11 protein-coding genes and 1 tRNA gene are annotated in these 13066 nt (G+C 62.5%); 4 read left to right on the forward strand and 8 right to left on the reverse strand.

All coding sequences use genetic code 11. The annotated features are described in order from the left end of the window. Positions 1 to 187: 187 nt before the first annotated feature. Both ACP7DW_RS24755 and ACP7DW_RS24760 read right to left on the reverse strand, forming a co-directional pair. A tRNA-Leu gene (locus ACP7DW_RS24755) sits at positions 188 to 274 on the reverse strand. Positions 275 to 375: 101 nt separating this feature from the next. Continuing rightward, the gene (locus ACP7DW_RS24760; protein WP_219136587.1) at positions 376 to 2658 is read right to left on the reverse strand and encodes a TonB-dependent receptor; all 2283 of its coding nucleotides are present in this window, start codon (positions 2656 to 2658) and stop codon (positions 376 to 378) included. Between the two features lie 496 nt (positions 2659 to 3154). Here ACP7DW_RS24760 and ACP7DW_RS24765 point away from each other — a divergent pair, with 496 nt between their 5' ends. Next, the gene (locus ACP7DW_RS24765) at positions 3155 to 4525 is read left to right on the forward strand and encodes an HD-GYP domain-containing protein (RefSeq protein WP_426057166.1); all 1371 of its coding nucleotides are present in this window, start codon (positions 3155 to 3157) and stop codon (positions 4523 to 4525) included. Positions 4526 to 4560: 35 nt separating this feature from the next. Here ACP7DW_RS24765 and ACP7DW_RS24770 read toward each other — a convergent pair whose 3' ends face one another. The 3 genes from ACP7DW_RS24770 to ACP7DW_RS24780 all read right to left on the reverse strand — a co-directional run bounded on the left by ACP7DW_RS24770 (position 4561) and on the right by ACP7DW_RS24780 (position 6094). After that, complete coding sequence (locus ACP7DW_RS24770; protein ID WP_099763360.1) at positions 4561 to 4773, reverse strand: hypothetical protein; 213 nt, start codon at positions 4771 to 4773, stop codon at positions 4561 to 4563. Between the two features lie 86 nt (positions 4774 to 4859). Then, positions 4860 to 5363: a DUF2939 domain-containing protein gene (locus tag ACP7DW_RS24775; protein ID WP_426057167.1), complete on the reverse strand. Its 504-nt coding sequence runs from the start codon at positions 5361 to 5363 to the stop codon at positions 4860 to 4862. Between the two features lie 284 nt (positions 5364 to 5647). Continuing rightward, positions 5648 to 6094, reverse strand: coding sequence for a DUF2939 domain-containing protein (locus ACP7DW_RS24780; RefSeq protein WP_426057168.1), 447 nt, complete (start codon positions 6092 to 6094; stop codon positions 5648 to 5650). Between the two features lie 112 nt (positions 6095 to 6206). Here ACP7DW_RS24780 and ACP7DW_RS24785 point away from each other — a divergent pair, with 112 nt between their 5' ends. Then, complete coding sequence (locus ACP7DW_RS24785; RefSeq protein WP_426057169.1) at positions 6207 to 7046, forward strand: hypothetical protein; 840 nt, start codon at positions 6207 to 6209, stop codon at positions 7044 to 7046. Positions 7047 to 7060: 14 nt separating this feature from the next. Beyond that, positions 7061 to 9259: a penicillin acylase family protein gene (locus ACP7DW_RS24790; RefSeq protein ID WP_426057170.1), complete on the forward strand. Its 2199-nt coding sequence runs from the start codon at positions 7061 to 7063 to the stop codon at positions 9257 to 9259. A gap of 103 nt (positions 9260 to 9362) precedes the next feature. Here the strand turns inward: ACP7DW_RS24790 and ACP7DW_RS24795 are convergent, their stop codons facing one another. Beyond that, entirely contained in the window at positions 9363 to 10544 is a 1182-nt protein-coding gene (locus tag ACP7DW_RS24795; protein ID WP_426057171.1) for a trans-sulfuration enzyme family protein, read from the reverse strand. Then, positions 10541 to 11932, reverse strand: coding sequence for a pyridoxal-phosphate dependent enzyme (locus tag ACP7DW_RS24800; RefSeq protein WP_426057172.1), 1392 nt, complete (start codon positions 11930 to 11932; stop codon positions 10541 to 10543). Before ACP7DW_RS24800 ends, ACP7DW_RS24795 begins: the two co-directional genes overlap by 4 nt. A gap of 294 nt (positions 11933 to 12226) precedes the next feature. On the opposite strand from ACP7DW_RS24800, the gene ACP7DW_RS24805 reads away from it, so the two are divergent. Next, positions 12227 to 12775, forward strand: a complete 549-nt coding sequence (locus ACP7DW_RS24805; protein WP_034755172.1) for a thymidine kinase — start codon at positions 12227 to 12229, stop codon at positions 12773 to 12775. Positions 12776 to 12777: 2 nt separating this feature from the next. On the opposite strand, the gene ACP7DW_RS24810 is transcribed toward ACP7DW_RS24805, so the two are convergent. Continuing rightward, the gene (locus tag ACP7DW_RS24810; protein ID WP_426057173.1) at positions 12778 to 13050 is read right to left on the reverse strand and encodes a putative signal transducing protein; all 273 of its coding nucleotides are present in this window, start codon (positions 13048 to 13050) and stop codon (positions 12778 to 12780) included. Between the last annotated feature and the right edge of the window lie 16 nt (positions 13051 to 13066).

Raw genomic sequence — 13066 nt, forward strand, 5'->3', positions numbered from 1 at the left:
CTCGACAACGCTCAATTTAAAAGCCAGACTGTAATCGCGCTGGCTGCGCCTAAACCCTTGTTCCATTTGACACTCCTTCTCTGCATCGAAAAAGTGTCAACTTATTCCAGGATGGGTCAGGGACGTAAAAAAAGCCACTAATCCCTTGGGTTTAATGGCTTTTTTGATGTTTCTGAATTTTGTGCGCTGGTGCCCGGAGCCGGAATCGAACCGGCACGCCCTTACAGGCGGGAGATTTTAAGTCTCCAGTGTCTACCAGTTTCACCATCCGGGCAGCGCGGCGAGATTCTAGCACAGGTGATGTGCATCACGCCATCTTGTGCCTGAGCGTGCTGTCCGGTTTGCGCCGGACAGCCTGGTTTTATCTACCTGCCATCAAAACGTCGCCTTGAACTGCACCCCATACGTGCGCGGCTCGTTGACGATGCCGGTCAGGTTGTTGAATTCGATGGCACCCAGTGCCTGGACCTGGTTGGTGATGTTGCGGCCGTACGCGGAGAGTTCGTAGCGGTCCCATTTGTAGCCGACGCGCAAGCCGCCTTCGAGCAATTCCTTGGCCTTGTATTCCTTCGCCTCATACAGGAAGAAGTTGTAGCTGGTGCGGTAGGCCCAGTCCGTGTAGGCGTAGAACTCGCCATTGGCGAGGGGGATGCTGTATTTCAAGGTGAAGTTGGTTTGCCATTCGGGTGCGCGCGGCAGCGGGTTGCCGTCGATGTAGGCCGTGCCCACGAAGGGGCCGACGGGGTCGGTGACGGTGCAGCCGCTGGCCGGGGTGTTCTGGGCGTTGCCGCAGCTTTGCACGTACAGCTTCTTGTCCTGGATTTCCGTGTGGTTGTAGCTGCCGCCCAGGGTCATGCTGAGCGAGTCGCTCAGATTCGCCTGGAAGTCCAGCTCCACGCCCTGGCCGGTGGCCTTCTCGGCATTGAGCAGGCGGTTCATGTTGACCACGCCGCTGCCGGCTGTCAGTTGCTTGTCTTTCACGCGGTACTGGAATACGGCCAGGCTCAGGCGGGCACGCTTGTCGAACAGGTCTTGCTTGATGCCCGCTTCCACCGACAGCACTTTTTCGGCGCCGGCCTGCGAGGGGCGGTCGGCCAGGCCGTTCAGGCGGCCCTGCATCGATGGCGCGCGGTAGCCGGTGGCGATGCGCGCGTAGGCGTTCGTTTCCGGCGTCAGCACATAGGTGCCGCTCAGGTCCCAGCTGACGTTGTGCGAGGTGTCATGCAGGTTGAACGGGCCGGCCGTGGTCGCTTCCACGCGCTTGGCCGAGAAATCCTTCTTGTCGCTCGTGTAGCGCAGGCCGGCGCGCAGTTTCAGCGCGTCCGAGACCGTGTAGTTGAGCGAGCCGAAGGCCGCGTACGACTTCGAGCTCTGGTTTTGCGTGGCGTAGGCGCTGTTTTGCGGATTGCCGGGCGCCAGGCTGTCAAAGCTGATGCTGTCGATCTGGATGTCTTCCTTGAAGTAGAACAGGCCGCCTATCCATTGCAGCGGGCCCTTTGCGCTCGATTCGGCGCGGAATTCCTGTGAAATCTGCTTGTGGTTCGGGATCACGTCGGCCGTTTCCACGACGAAAGGAATGAAGCCGGGGCCCATTGGCGGCGCGTACACGGCGCCATAGCCGCCGTCGACGTCGGCGCGGCTGAAGAAATCGAGTTTTTCGTAGCCGGTGATCGAATGCAGGGTGACGCCAGGCAAGTCCCATTTCAGGCGCATGCTGCCACCCTTGGTTTTCAGGTGCTGGCGGTTGATGCCATCGGTAGGGTAGGAGCCATAATCGAAATTGTCGACCAGGTCGTTGGTGCCCTGTTTCAGGATGTTGGCGCGAAACAGCGTCGCCGTGCCATCGAGGTTGCGCGCGTGCACGTTGAACAGGGCCGTGAAGTCGCGCGTGGGCTTGACCAGCACTTGCAGGCGGGCGGCGCTGTCTTCATAGCCTTCGAAGTCGCGCGTGCCGGTGGGGCGCGGGTTGTGTACGCGGTCGTCGCGGCGCTGCGTCTGGCCGGAAAAGCGCAGGGCCACGGTGTCGCTGACGGGCACGTTGAAGGCGCCTTCCAGGTTTTTCATGCCATCCTTGCCGAAGCCGCCGCTCAGGTAGCCTTCCGTCTTGAAGACGGGCTTGGCGGAATCGAACTTGATCACGCCGGCCGGCGAGTTACGGCCGAACAAGGTGCCTTGCGGGCCGCGCAGCACCTCGACCTGGTCCACGTCAAACACGGGAAAGCCCTTGAGCATGGCGTTTTCCTGCACCACGTCATCCATCACCAGGCCCACTGGCTGCGAGGCGTTCAGGTCGAAGTCGGTGTTGCCCAGGCCGCGAATGTAGAAGCGGGGAAAGGTGCGGCCGTAATCCGACTCGACCGAGACGCTGGGCGAGCGGCTGTTGAGGAAGCGGATGTCGGCGCCGCCGGCCGTCAGGGTGTCGAGCTTGTCGCCTTTCAGGGTGGCGATGGACATGGGCACGTCCTTGATGTTTTCCGCGCGCCGCTGGGCCGTCACGATCACCGTTTCCAGCTGGCCAGGGCCGGCCTGTGCCGCTGGTGCGGCCGGCGCCGGGACGCTGTCCTGCGCCATCGCCTGCAGGGGAAAGGCGGCAGTGATTGCCAGGGCAATCAGGCTGTGGCGGATGGTGCTGGCGTGTGTGCTGGCATGCGGTGTCATCATGAAACGGCTCCTGTCGGTCAAGGTTGTTCGTAAGGTCCAGGCAGGCGCAAGTCCGCTAGACGAAAAATCATGCTAGCACGTAAAGTTTTGGTATTCATGCCATTTTCCAGGCAAGACTATTTATATGTATTTCCACTCAATACGTGAATAAAATCGTATTTGTCGTCAATATCTGGCGGGTGCATAGTGGGGTGCCGACAGGCTTGTGCCAGCGCAAAGGACGGCTTGGCCACCGAATTTTTTCCCTGCGCCCGCGCAAACTTGTCGGCGCCCTGGCGTGTAAACGGTCAGTGTGCAGTGCGGAAAATACGACAGTTCCGTTTTTTCTTTCTGCCATGCGATGTTGTTGTCTTGCCACATCATGGGATGGCATCTTGCCTGCCAGTTGCTGGGCGCGGCGCATGCATGGACAAGGATGTTGCCACAAGATATCTACAGGCAAAATCTCGCGTAGAATATAGTTTATTGCAAATTAGAAACTTATATTTCTACCATGTTAATCTTGTCCGCAAGTGCGCCGTCCGTTGACGGCATCCGGCTTTCCGAACTGATCGCTGCCCTGAGCCAGGCCTTGGACATCACGGAGGGACAGCCGGAAGGCCATTGCATCCGCTGTTGCTGGATCGGCATGCACGTGGGACGCGAACTGGGCATGGCGGATGAAGACCTGTGGAATCTGTATTACACCCTGCTGCTCAAGGATCTGGGCTGCAGCAGCAATGCGGCGCGCATCTGCGAGCTCTACCTGACGGATGATCTGTCTTTCAAACAAGGCTTCAAGACGGTGGGCGACAGCCTGCCGCAAGTGCTCAAATTCGTCCTCAAGCACACGGGCCTGAAGGCCGGCCTGGCCGAGCGCTTCCGCGCCGTGATGACGATCTTGCGCGACGGCGCGCACATCGCGCAGGAGCTGATCGCCACGCGCTGCCAGCGCGGCGCCGACATCGCGCGCCTGCTGCGCTTTCCGGAATCCGTGGCACAGGGCATCTACAGCCTCGACGAACACCACAATGGCCAGGGCAAGCCGGACAAACTGGCAGGGCAGGCGATTCCCTTGTTTTCGCGCATTGCCCTGCTGGCACAGGTGATCGACGTGTTTCATACGGCCGATGGCGCGCGCGCCGCTCAGGCCGAGGTGCGCCAGCGCGCGGGCAGCTGGTTTGACCCGCAACTGGTGCAGGCGTTCGAGCGGGTGGCGCAGTCGGCCGCCTTCTGGTCCATGTTGCGGTCGCAGGACCTGACGGCCGCCGTGGCGGCGCTGGAGCCGGCCAGCCATTCCGTGCCCATGGATGAGGACTATCTCGACGACATCGCCGCCGCGTTCGGTCAGGTGGTCGATTCGAAAAGCCCGTACACGAGCGGGCACAGCGCGCGGGTAGCCTTGTATGCGGACATGATCGCCGAAACCTTGGGCGTGACGCCGGAGCGGCGTCGCTGGCTCAAGCGGGGTGCCTTGCTGCATGACGTCGGCAAACTTGGCGTCAGCAATAGCGTGCTGGACAAGGCCGGCAAACTCGATGCGGATGAGTGGCTGGCCGTGCAGCAGCACGCGCGCTATACGGAAACGATTTTGTCACGCATTGATGCGTTTGCCGAACTGGCTGTCGTGGCAGCGGCGCACCATGAGCGGCTCGATGGCAAGGGCTATCCGCGCGGCTTGAGCGCCGACGACATCAGCCTGGAAACGCGCATCATCACCACGGCCGATATCTTCGACGCCATCACGGCCGACCGGCCATATCGGGGGCCAATTCCCATTCCGAAAGCGCTCGAAATCATGGCCGAGACCGTGGGCACCGCCATCGACGCGCAGTGTTTCGCCGCCTTGAAAGTGGCGCTGGCCGGCTTGCCCGAGCTCGCGTAGCCTGACGGCATAAGCCAGGGCTGGCGCGCGCTTGCTTAGATGGGAAACGCGCCCGCGCCCGATACATTCAGGCAGGCGACCTTGTCGCTGGAAAAGTACTTGATTTGTCCCAGGCCGATGGCGTAGCAGCCGTCGCTGAGCGGGGAAATGGGGCCGGTGAGTTTTTCGCCGCTGACCAGGGTCACCACCCAGGGCGTGGTGGCCGGTTTGCCCGCGTGGGCCAGTGCGTGTTGTACCAGGTCTGACATGCTGCCTCCGATGGAAATCAAAACCCGATGATAGCAGTGTAAGGTGTCGGATAGCCGCTGGATTGACGACACGAAGGGCAGGCGCTTTACGCGTCGGCCAGCAGATTCTTGGGCAGCGCCACCGACACCAGTTTCCAGCGCCACAGGCCGTCGCGCGTCAGGGTCAGCTCGCCGATATGGCTCTTGCTATGGGCGCGCTGCACCACGACCTTATCCCAGGAGGTGTAGCGCAGCTTGTAGTCGGGCTTGGCATTGCGCTTGCGGCCGCTGATGTCGCTGACCTTGGCGATCGGCTTTTCGTAGCGGTCATTGAGCTTCATCAAGGCGACGATGCCTTCAGGCATCAGCATGGTATCGAGCAAGGGGGCGATGACGTCGGGGCTGATGTCGTCGGCCACTTCCGGCGCCGAGAACAGGGCATGCAGTTGCTGCCCCAGGCTGCCGCGCAGCTGCGCCAGGTCGATTTGCGCCGCCAGGGCCTGGGTATCCTCGTCCATGGTTGCCGCGCGGATCTTGTTCATGGTGAAATACGGGCTGCCATAGAAGGCGCCGGCCAGCGCGACCAGTGCCACTAGAGCGAGAAGCAACATTCTTTTCATCGTGCAATCTCTCGGATGCCTGGCGACCCGGTGCGCCTGAAGTCTAAGTAGGTCGCAATAAATTATTGTGATTTCTGACTTCCATAACCGGCGCTCTGCGGTGTTGCCCGCTGCTAGCAGTGCTCGCACTGCGTCGCAGCAGGCGCCTTGCAGAGCATCCGGTTCTGTTCGTCATAACTTCACAATAATTTCCCACGACCTACTTAGCATTCTACATAATATTTCCCAAAATCAATATGGCGGTTTAGGTAAGTGTTGTTTTAGATCAAGTTTCGTCAGAGTAATTCCGGCGGCAAGGTAATATCCGTCAATTTCCAGTCCCAGATGCCATGCCGGCGCAGCAAAAACTGGCTGGCGGCGGGGCCGGCGCCGCTGCGCCGCAGCACCACTTCGTTCCACGAGCGGTACGCCATGCCGAAGTCGTGGCGCTTGCCATCCGCCCCTTGCTTGCCGTGCAGGATCAATACCGTGATGCCGGGCGGCGAGACGATGGTGTCGAGCATTTCCTTGAAATCCTCGTCATTGGCCGTTTCGCCGGCCGCCCGCAACTGGCGCGCCACGCTGGCGCGCACGGCGGGCAGGTCGGCCTGCTGCGCCAGGTTTTCCAGGCGCACGGATTTCGCCGCGATGCTGATGCGGTACATGGCGATATAGGGGCTGACCCAGGTGAAGCCGATGGCGGCGACGCTAAAAATGATCGCGGTGGCGTACTTTCTTTTCATGGTCCGTGTTTTTGTATGAGCTGTGCCGCCGTGATTTTACCCGGCCAGGGGCGGTGGATGGTGTAGCATTCGTGCCGGCGCGGACCATCGCGCCGCACTATTGAGGACAACCATGAATATCACTATCAATCAGGTGCTGCAGTCGTATATCGACCCGCTCACCGCCAGCGAATACGCGGCGCTCGAACGCAGCCTGCTGGCCGAAGGCTGCCGCGACGCGCTGGTGCTGTGGAACGACGTGCTGATCGACGGGCATAACCGCTACGCCATCTGCCGCCAGCACGGCATCGCATTCAAGACCATCCAGAACACCAGCTTTACCTCGCTCGACGACGTCATGCTGTGGATGATCGACAATCACCTGGCGCGCCGCAGCGTGTCGGACTTCCAGCGCGGCGTGCTGGCCTTGCGCAAGAAGGAAATCGTCGCCGCACGCAGCCCGGCGCCCGTCAGCGCCCAGGATGCGCTCGAAGGTGAAAACGCGCCGAAGCCACCCATGAGCACGCGCGAAGAGGTGGCCAAGGCGGCGCGCTTGAGCAGCAACCAGATCAGTCAGATCGAGAAGATCCAGAAGGCGGCCGCGCCGGAACTGGTGGAAGCCGTCCGCTCGGGCACGATCTCCATCAACGCGGCGGCCACCGTGGCGTCGCTGCCGCCGGAAGAGCAGGTGGCGGCCGTCGCCGGCGGCAAAAAACTGCTGCGCCAGGCGGCCAAGGAAATCCGCGAACAGCGCGCCGCCACGCGCACGCCGCGCGAGCCGAAGGCGCCCCACGTGTCGCAGGATACGCCGGAAACGGGCAACGAGCCGTGGGCCGAGAATGCAGCCCAGGCGCCGTCCGAAGCGGAACGCCTGCGCGGCGAGATCGCCAGTTTGAAACAGCGGGTGGCGCAGCTGCAGGCGGAAAATGTGGAACTCAACCAGCGCATCGCCACGCTGATCGACGCATCCTGATCTGGAGTTTTTGCATGTTACATCGCAGTGCTTTGTTCGCCGCCATCGCCTGCGGAGTCGTCGCCGTCCCTCCCGTGCTGGCCGCATCCACCCCTGACATGGCCCGCTGGCAGGCGCAGGCCGCCAACGTCAGCATCGCGCGCGACACCTGGGGCATTCCCCATGTGACGGGCAAGAGCGATGCGGACGCCGTCTTCGGCTTGATGTATGCGCAGGCGGAAGACGATTTCCCCCGCGTGGAACTCAATTACATCAATGCCATGGGACGGCTGGCGGAAGTGGAGGGCGAACGGGAACTGTACCGCGACCTGCGCATGAAGCTCTTCATCGACCCGCTTGAGCTGCAGGCGCAGTACCGCGCCAGCCCGGCGTGGCTGCGCAAGTTGATGGATGCGTTTGCCGATGGCCTCAATTTTTACCTGGCCACGCATCCGCAGGTGAAACCAAAGCTGATCGCGCATTTCGAGCCGTGGATGGCCTTGAGTTTCAGCGAGGGCAGCATCGGCGGCGATATCGAATCGATCAACCTGGCGCAGCTCGAAGCGTTTTACGGCCAGCAAGCCAGGCCTGCCGCCGTGGCGCTGGCCGGCATCGAGACGGGCTTGGACCCCGAGCCGAGCGGTTCGAACGGCTTCGCCATCGCGCCCGCCATCACGAAAAACGGCCATGCGCTGTTGATGATCAACCCGCACACCTCGTTCTACTTCCGCCCCGAAGTGCAGATGACCAGCGGCGAAGGATTGAACGCATACGGCGCCGTCACCTGGGGCCAGTTCTTCGTCTACCAGGGTTTCAACGAGCGCCTGGGCTGGATGCATACCTCGGGCGGCGGCGACGTCATCGACGAATACCTGGAAAGCATCGTCGAGCACGATGGCGCCTGGTTCTACCGCTACGACGGCGGCCTGCGGCCCTTGAAAGCCGTGCCGATGACCGTGCCATACAAGCTGGCGAGTGGCGCCATGGGCGCCAAAACCATCACCGTCTACTACAGCCACCATGGTCCCATCGTGCGCGCGCAGGACGGGCGCTGGGTGGCCGTAAGCCTGATGCATGAGCCGTTGAAAGCGTTGACACAATCGTACACGCGCACCAAGGCGCGCGATTACGCGGCCTTTTACAAGACGATGGAACTGCGCACGAATTCCTCGAACAACACGGTATATGCAGATGCGGATGGCAATATCGCCTATTTTCACGGCAATTTCATCCCCGTGCGCGATCCGCGCTTCAACTGGAAGCAGCCCGTCGACGGCAGCGACCCGGCCACGGAATGGCAAGGGCTGCACACGGTGGCGCAAACCATCACCCTGTTCAATCCGAAGAATGGCTGGATACAGAATACGAACAACTGGCCGTATTCGGCGGCGGGCGCCAACAGCCCGCGCCAGCAGGACTATCCCGCGTATATGTCCGTGTATGGCGAAAATGCGCGCGGCCTGCATGCCGTCAAGGTCTTCCAGAATCAGAAGGATTTTACGCTGGACAGCCTGATCGCCGCGTCCTACGACAGCGAACTGACGGCCTTCGAAGCGCTGCTGCCGCCGCTGTTCGCCGCATACGATGCGCTGCCGGCGGGCGACGCGCACAAGCTGGCGCTGGCCGACAAGATCGCGCTGCTGCGGGCCTGGGACTGGCGCTATGCGCTGACGTCGACGGCCACGTCATTGGCCGTGTTCTGGGGCCAGGAACTGGCCGAACTGGCTGGAAAACAGGCACGCGAGCAGGGTGTGCCCGTGGTCGATTTTCTGGCGACGGAGAAGGTCACGGCGCAGCAGCGCCTGGCTGCGCTGGCGACGGCGGCGGACAAATTACAGCGCGATTTCGGCCGCTGGCAAACGCCGTGGGGCGAGATCAACCGCTACCAGCGCCTGACGGGAGATATCGTGCAGCCGTTCGACGATGCGCAAGCCAGCTTGCCCGTGCCTTACGCTTCGGGCAACTGGGGCGCGCTGGCCGCGTATGGCCAGAGCAGCAAGAGCACCACGAAACGCATCTATGGCGAGCGTGGCAACAGCTTCGTGGCGGCCGTGGAATTCGGCCCGCGCATCAGGGCGAAAAGCATCCTCGCCGGTGGTCAGAGCGGCGACCCGCAGTCGCCGCACTTCCGGGACCAGGCGGCCATGTATGCGCGTGGTCAATTCAAGGAGGTGCTGTTTTATCCCGAGGACGTGGCCAGGCACCTGGAGCGCAGGTATCGGCCGGGGGAGTGAGGTTTGTGGTGTGTCGGATTACGCCCTCGCGGGCTAATCCGACCTACCGCCCTCGGCATACCGTAGGTCGGATTAGCGGAGCGTAATCCGACAAATCACCCCCTCAAATCGCGTCCAGCGCCGTGCGCAGGTCATGGCGCAAATCCTCGATATCCTCGATCCCCACCGACAGGCGGATCAAGCCGTCGCCGATGCCCAGCTTGGCCCGCTGTTCGGGCGGGATGCTGGCATGCGTCATCAGGGCAGGGTGCTCGATCAGGCTTTCCACGCCGCCCAGGCTTTCGGCCAGGGCGAACACCTCGCAGCGTTCGAGGAAGCGGCGCGCGCCCGCCAGGTCGGTATCGAGGTCGATCGAGATGATGCCGCCGAAACCGTCCATCTGGCGCTGCGCCAGCGCGTGCTGCGGGTGCGATGGCAAGCCCGGATAAAACACTTTCTTTACTTCCTTCTGCTGTTCCAGCCACTGCGCCAGCGCCAGCGCGCTTTCGCAATGGCGCTGCATGCGGATGGCCAGGGTTTTTACGCCGCGCAGGGCCAGGAAGCTGTCGAACGGGCCGGCAATCGCGCCCACCGAGTTTTGCAAAAAGCCCAGCTGCTCGCGCCATTCGGCCTGGCGTTCTTCCGCGCCGACGATGGCGATGCCGCCGATGATGTCCGAGTGGCCGTTCAGATACTTGGTGGTCGAATGGACGACGATGTCGAAACCGTGTTCGAGCGGGCGCTGCACCAGCGGGCTGGCAAACGTGTTGTCGGCCACGGCGATGATGCCGCGCGCGCGGCAGATATCGGCGATCGCGCGCAGGTCGGCCAGTTTCAGCATCGGGTTGGTGGGCGTTTCCACCCATACCATCTTCGTTTCCGGGCGCAGCGCGGCCAGCAGGTTTTCCGGATTGGTCAAATCCACATACGTGAATGCGTGGCCGGCCGAGCGCCGGCGCACGCGCTCAAATAAACGGTAGGTGCCGCCGTACATATCGTCGCCGGCGACGATATGGCTGCCCGCGTCCAGCAATTCCAGCACGGAGGAGATGGCGGCCAGGCCCGAGGCGAACGCGAAGGCCGCGCTGCCGCCTTCCAGGTCGGCCACGCAGCGTTCGAGCGCCCAGCGCGTGGGATTGTGCGAGCGACCGTAATCGAGGCCCTTGTGCACGCCGGGACTCTCTTGCACGAAGGTGGAGGTGGCGTAAATGGGCGGCATGATGGCGCCCGTCGACGGGTCGGGCGACTGGCCGGCGTGGATGACGCGCGTGGCGAGGCGGCTCTTGCGGGTGGTTTCCTGGCTCAAGATAGTGTCCTGCGTAAGTGGTTGAGAAGGTCGAAGCGGGTGATCAGGCCATAGAAGGCGGTATCGTCGGCGACGACGGCCGTCAAGCCACGGTCCAGGGTGGCGCGCAGGGCAGGCAGGCCGCTGGATGGCGCCAGCGTTTCGAGCTGCGTCGTCATGGTGGCGCCCACCAGACCGGCGAAATGGGCGGCGTCGCTGGATACATGCAGCAGCAAGTCCGATTCGTCGAGAATGCCGACCAGCTGGCCGTTATCGATGACGGGCAGCTGCGCCAGGTCGCTGGCACGCATGCGGTTGAAGGCGGTGAGCAGGGTGTCGCCCGGCGCCACGCTGACGACGTCGCCCTCGTCGTAGCGGCGCCCGATCAGGTCGCGCAAGTCGCCCGAGAGTGTCCGCTGCAGCAGGCCCTGGTCGCGCATCCAGCCGTCGTTGTAGACCTTGGATAGATAGCGCGTGCCCGTATCGCAGACAAACGTGACGACGCGCTTCGGGCTGGTCTGTTCGCGGCAGTATTTGAGGGCGGCGGCCAGCAGGGTGCCGGTCGACGAGCCGCCTAAAATGCCTTCGGCAAGCAGCAGGGCGCGCGCGGAATCAAAGCTTTCCTGGTCCGTGATGGTGTAGGCCCGCGTGACGCTGTCCATGTCGGCAATCGACGGTATGAAATCTTCGCCGATGCCTTCCACGGCCCACGAGCCGCTGGTGTCCGACACCTTGCCCGTGTCGATGTATTCGGTGAGGATGGAGCCTTGCGGGTCGGCCAGCACGAATTCGAGTTTCGGCTGCACCTTGCGGAAGTAGCGCGTCAGGCCCGTCAGGGTGCCGGACGAACCGACGCCGACGACGATGGCGTCCACGTCATGCCCGCTCTGCTCCCAGATTTCGGGCGCCGTCGTCGTTTCGTGGGCGAGCGGATTGGCCGGATTGTTGAACTGGTCGGCAAAGAAGGCGCCCGGCAGGTCGCGCGCCAGGCGCGCCGCGTAATCCTGGTAGTACTCGGGATGGCCCTTGCCCACGTCCGAGCGCGTGGTGTGCACTTCCGCGCCCAGGGCTTTCAGGTGCAGCACTTTTTCCGTCGACATCTTGTCGGGCACGACGAGAATCACGCGGTAGCCCTTGATGCGGCCCACCAGGGCCAGGCCGATGCCGGTGTTGCCGGCCGTCGCCTCGACGATGGTGCCGCCCGGCTGCAAGCGGCCGTCGGCTTCGGCCGCTTCGATGATGGACAGGCCGATGCGGTCCTTGATGGAACCGCCGGGATTTTGCGATTCCAGTTTCAGGAACAGCTGGCACAGGCCCGTGTCGAGCCTGGTGACTTCGACCAGTGGGGTATTGCCGATCAGCTTGTATAGCGCTGGCGGCTGGGATGGGGATGGCATTCGATCATTCATGGTGGCTCCTGTCAGAGAAACAGCCGCTCAGGATTGTGTCCCGAGCAGCCTTCCGTGCCGCGCAGTGTAGGCGGGTGGACGAGTGCGGCGAACGAATGTTTATATGCTTGCATATGCGCCCTGCGCATATCGGCGGCAAGGTGCGCGATGCGAGTATGCGCCGTTTTTTGTCCGTTTGCCGCGCCAAAGGCAGGACTATTAAGCTGCCGCAAGTCCTCCATTGCGATTTATAATCACGCCTCGAAAAGGTGCTAAACAGTATCCAGAATAATCAGACAGACAGGGCAGGCGGCAGTGGCAAAACTTTATTTCCGGTATTCCGCGATGAACGCGGGCAAGTCGACGGCCTTGTTGCAAGTCGCGCACAACTATGAAGAGCAGGGCCAGCAGGTGCGCCTGTACACGGCCGCCATCGACAGCCGCTACGGCGTGGGACGCGTCACTTCGCGCCTGGGCCCGCAGCGCCAGGTCGATATCTTCCACGCGGACACGAATTTCCTCGACGATATTCCCCAGGTCGCCTGTCTGCTGGTGGACGAGGCGCAATTTCTCAGCACGGCGCAGGTGCAGCAACTGCACCAGTTGGCGCAAGTGAAGGGCGTGCCCGTCATCTGCTACGGCTTGCGCACGGATTTCAAGGGCGAACCGTTCCCCGGCTCGGCCTATCTGCTGGCGCTGGCCGACGATATCGAGGAATTGAAGAATATTTGTACCTGCGGCAAGAAGGCCACGATGAACATCCGCGTGGATGAGCAGGGCCGCCGCATCAAGGAAGGCGAGCAGATCAGTATTGGCGGCAACGAGAGTTACCGCCAGGCGTGCGGGCGCTGTTTTTACTCGTAAACTTACTCCGCGACGGGCATTCCCACGTCGGCATCGTCCGACAAGGCCAGATCGCCCCGCTCGAAGGCGGCCAGGATGTCATTGGCGCGCGCCACGTCGTGCTCGCGCACCATGACGCGGGCGCCGCCGATGGCGGCTGCCAGCAGCATGTCGGCCTGCATGTGCTGGTCGTCCGTCAGCAGCACATCGATGCCGGCGGCGGCCAGGCAGCCGCGGATGACGTGCGCATCCGTGGGGATCATCAGCCGGGCTATTACAACGTAGTCGTCGTGCATCGTGTCTCCTGGCGCA

Origin of the sequence: Janthinobacterium sp. PSRC1-1, from assembly GCF_049897525.1 — a bacterium.
Classification (GTDB): domain Bacteria; phylum Pseudomonadota; class Gammaproteobacteria; order Burkholderiales; family Burkholderiaceae_D; genus Janthinobacterium; species Janthinobacterium tructae.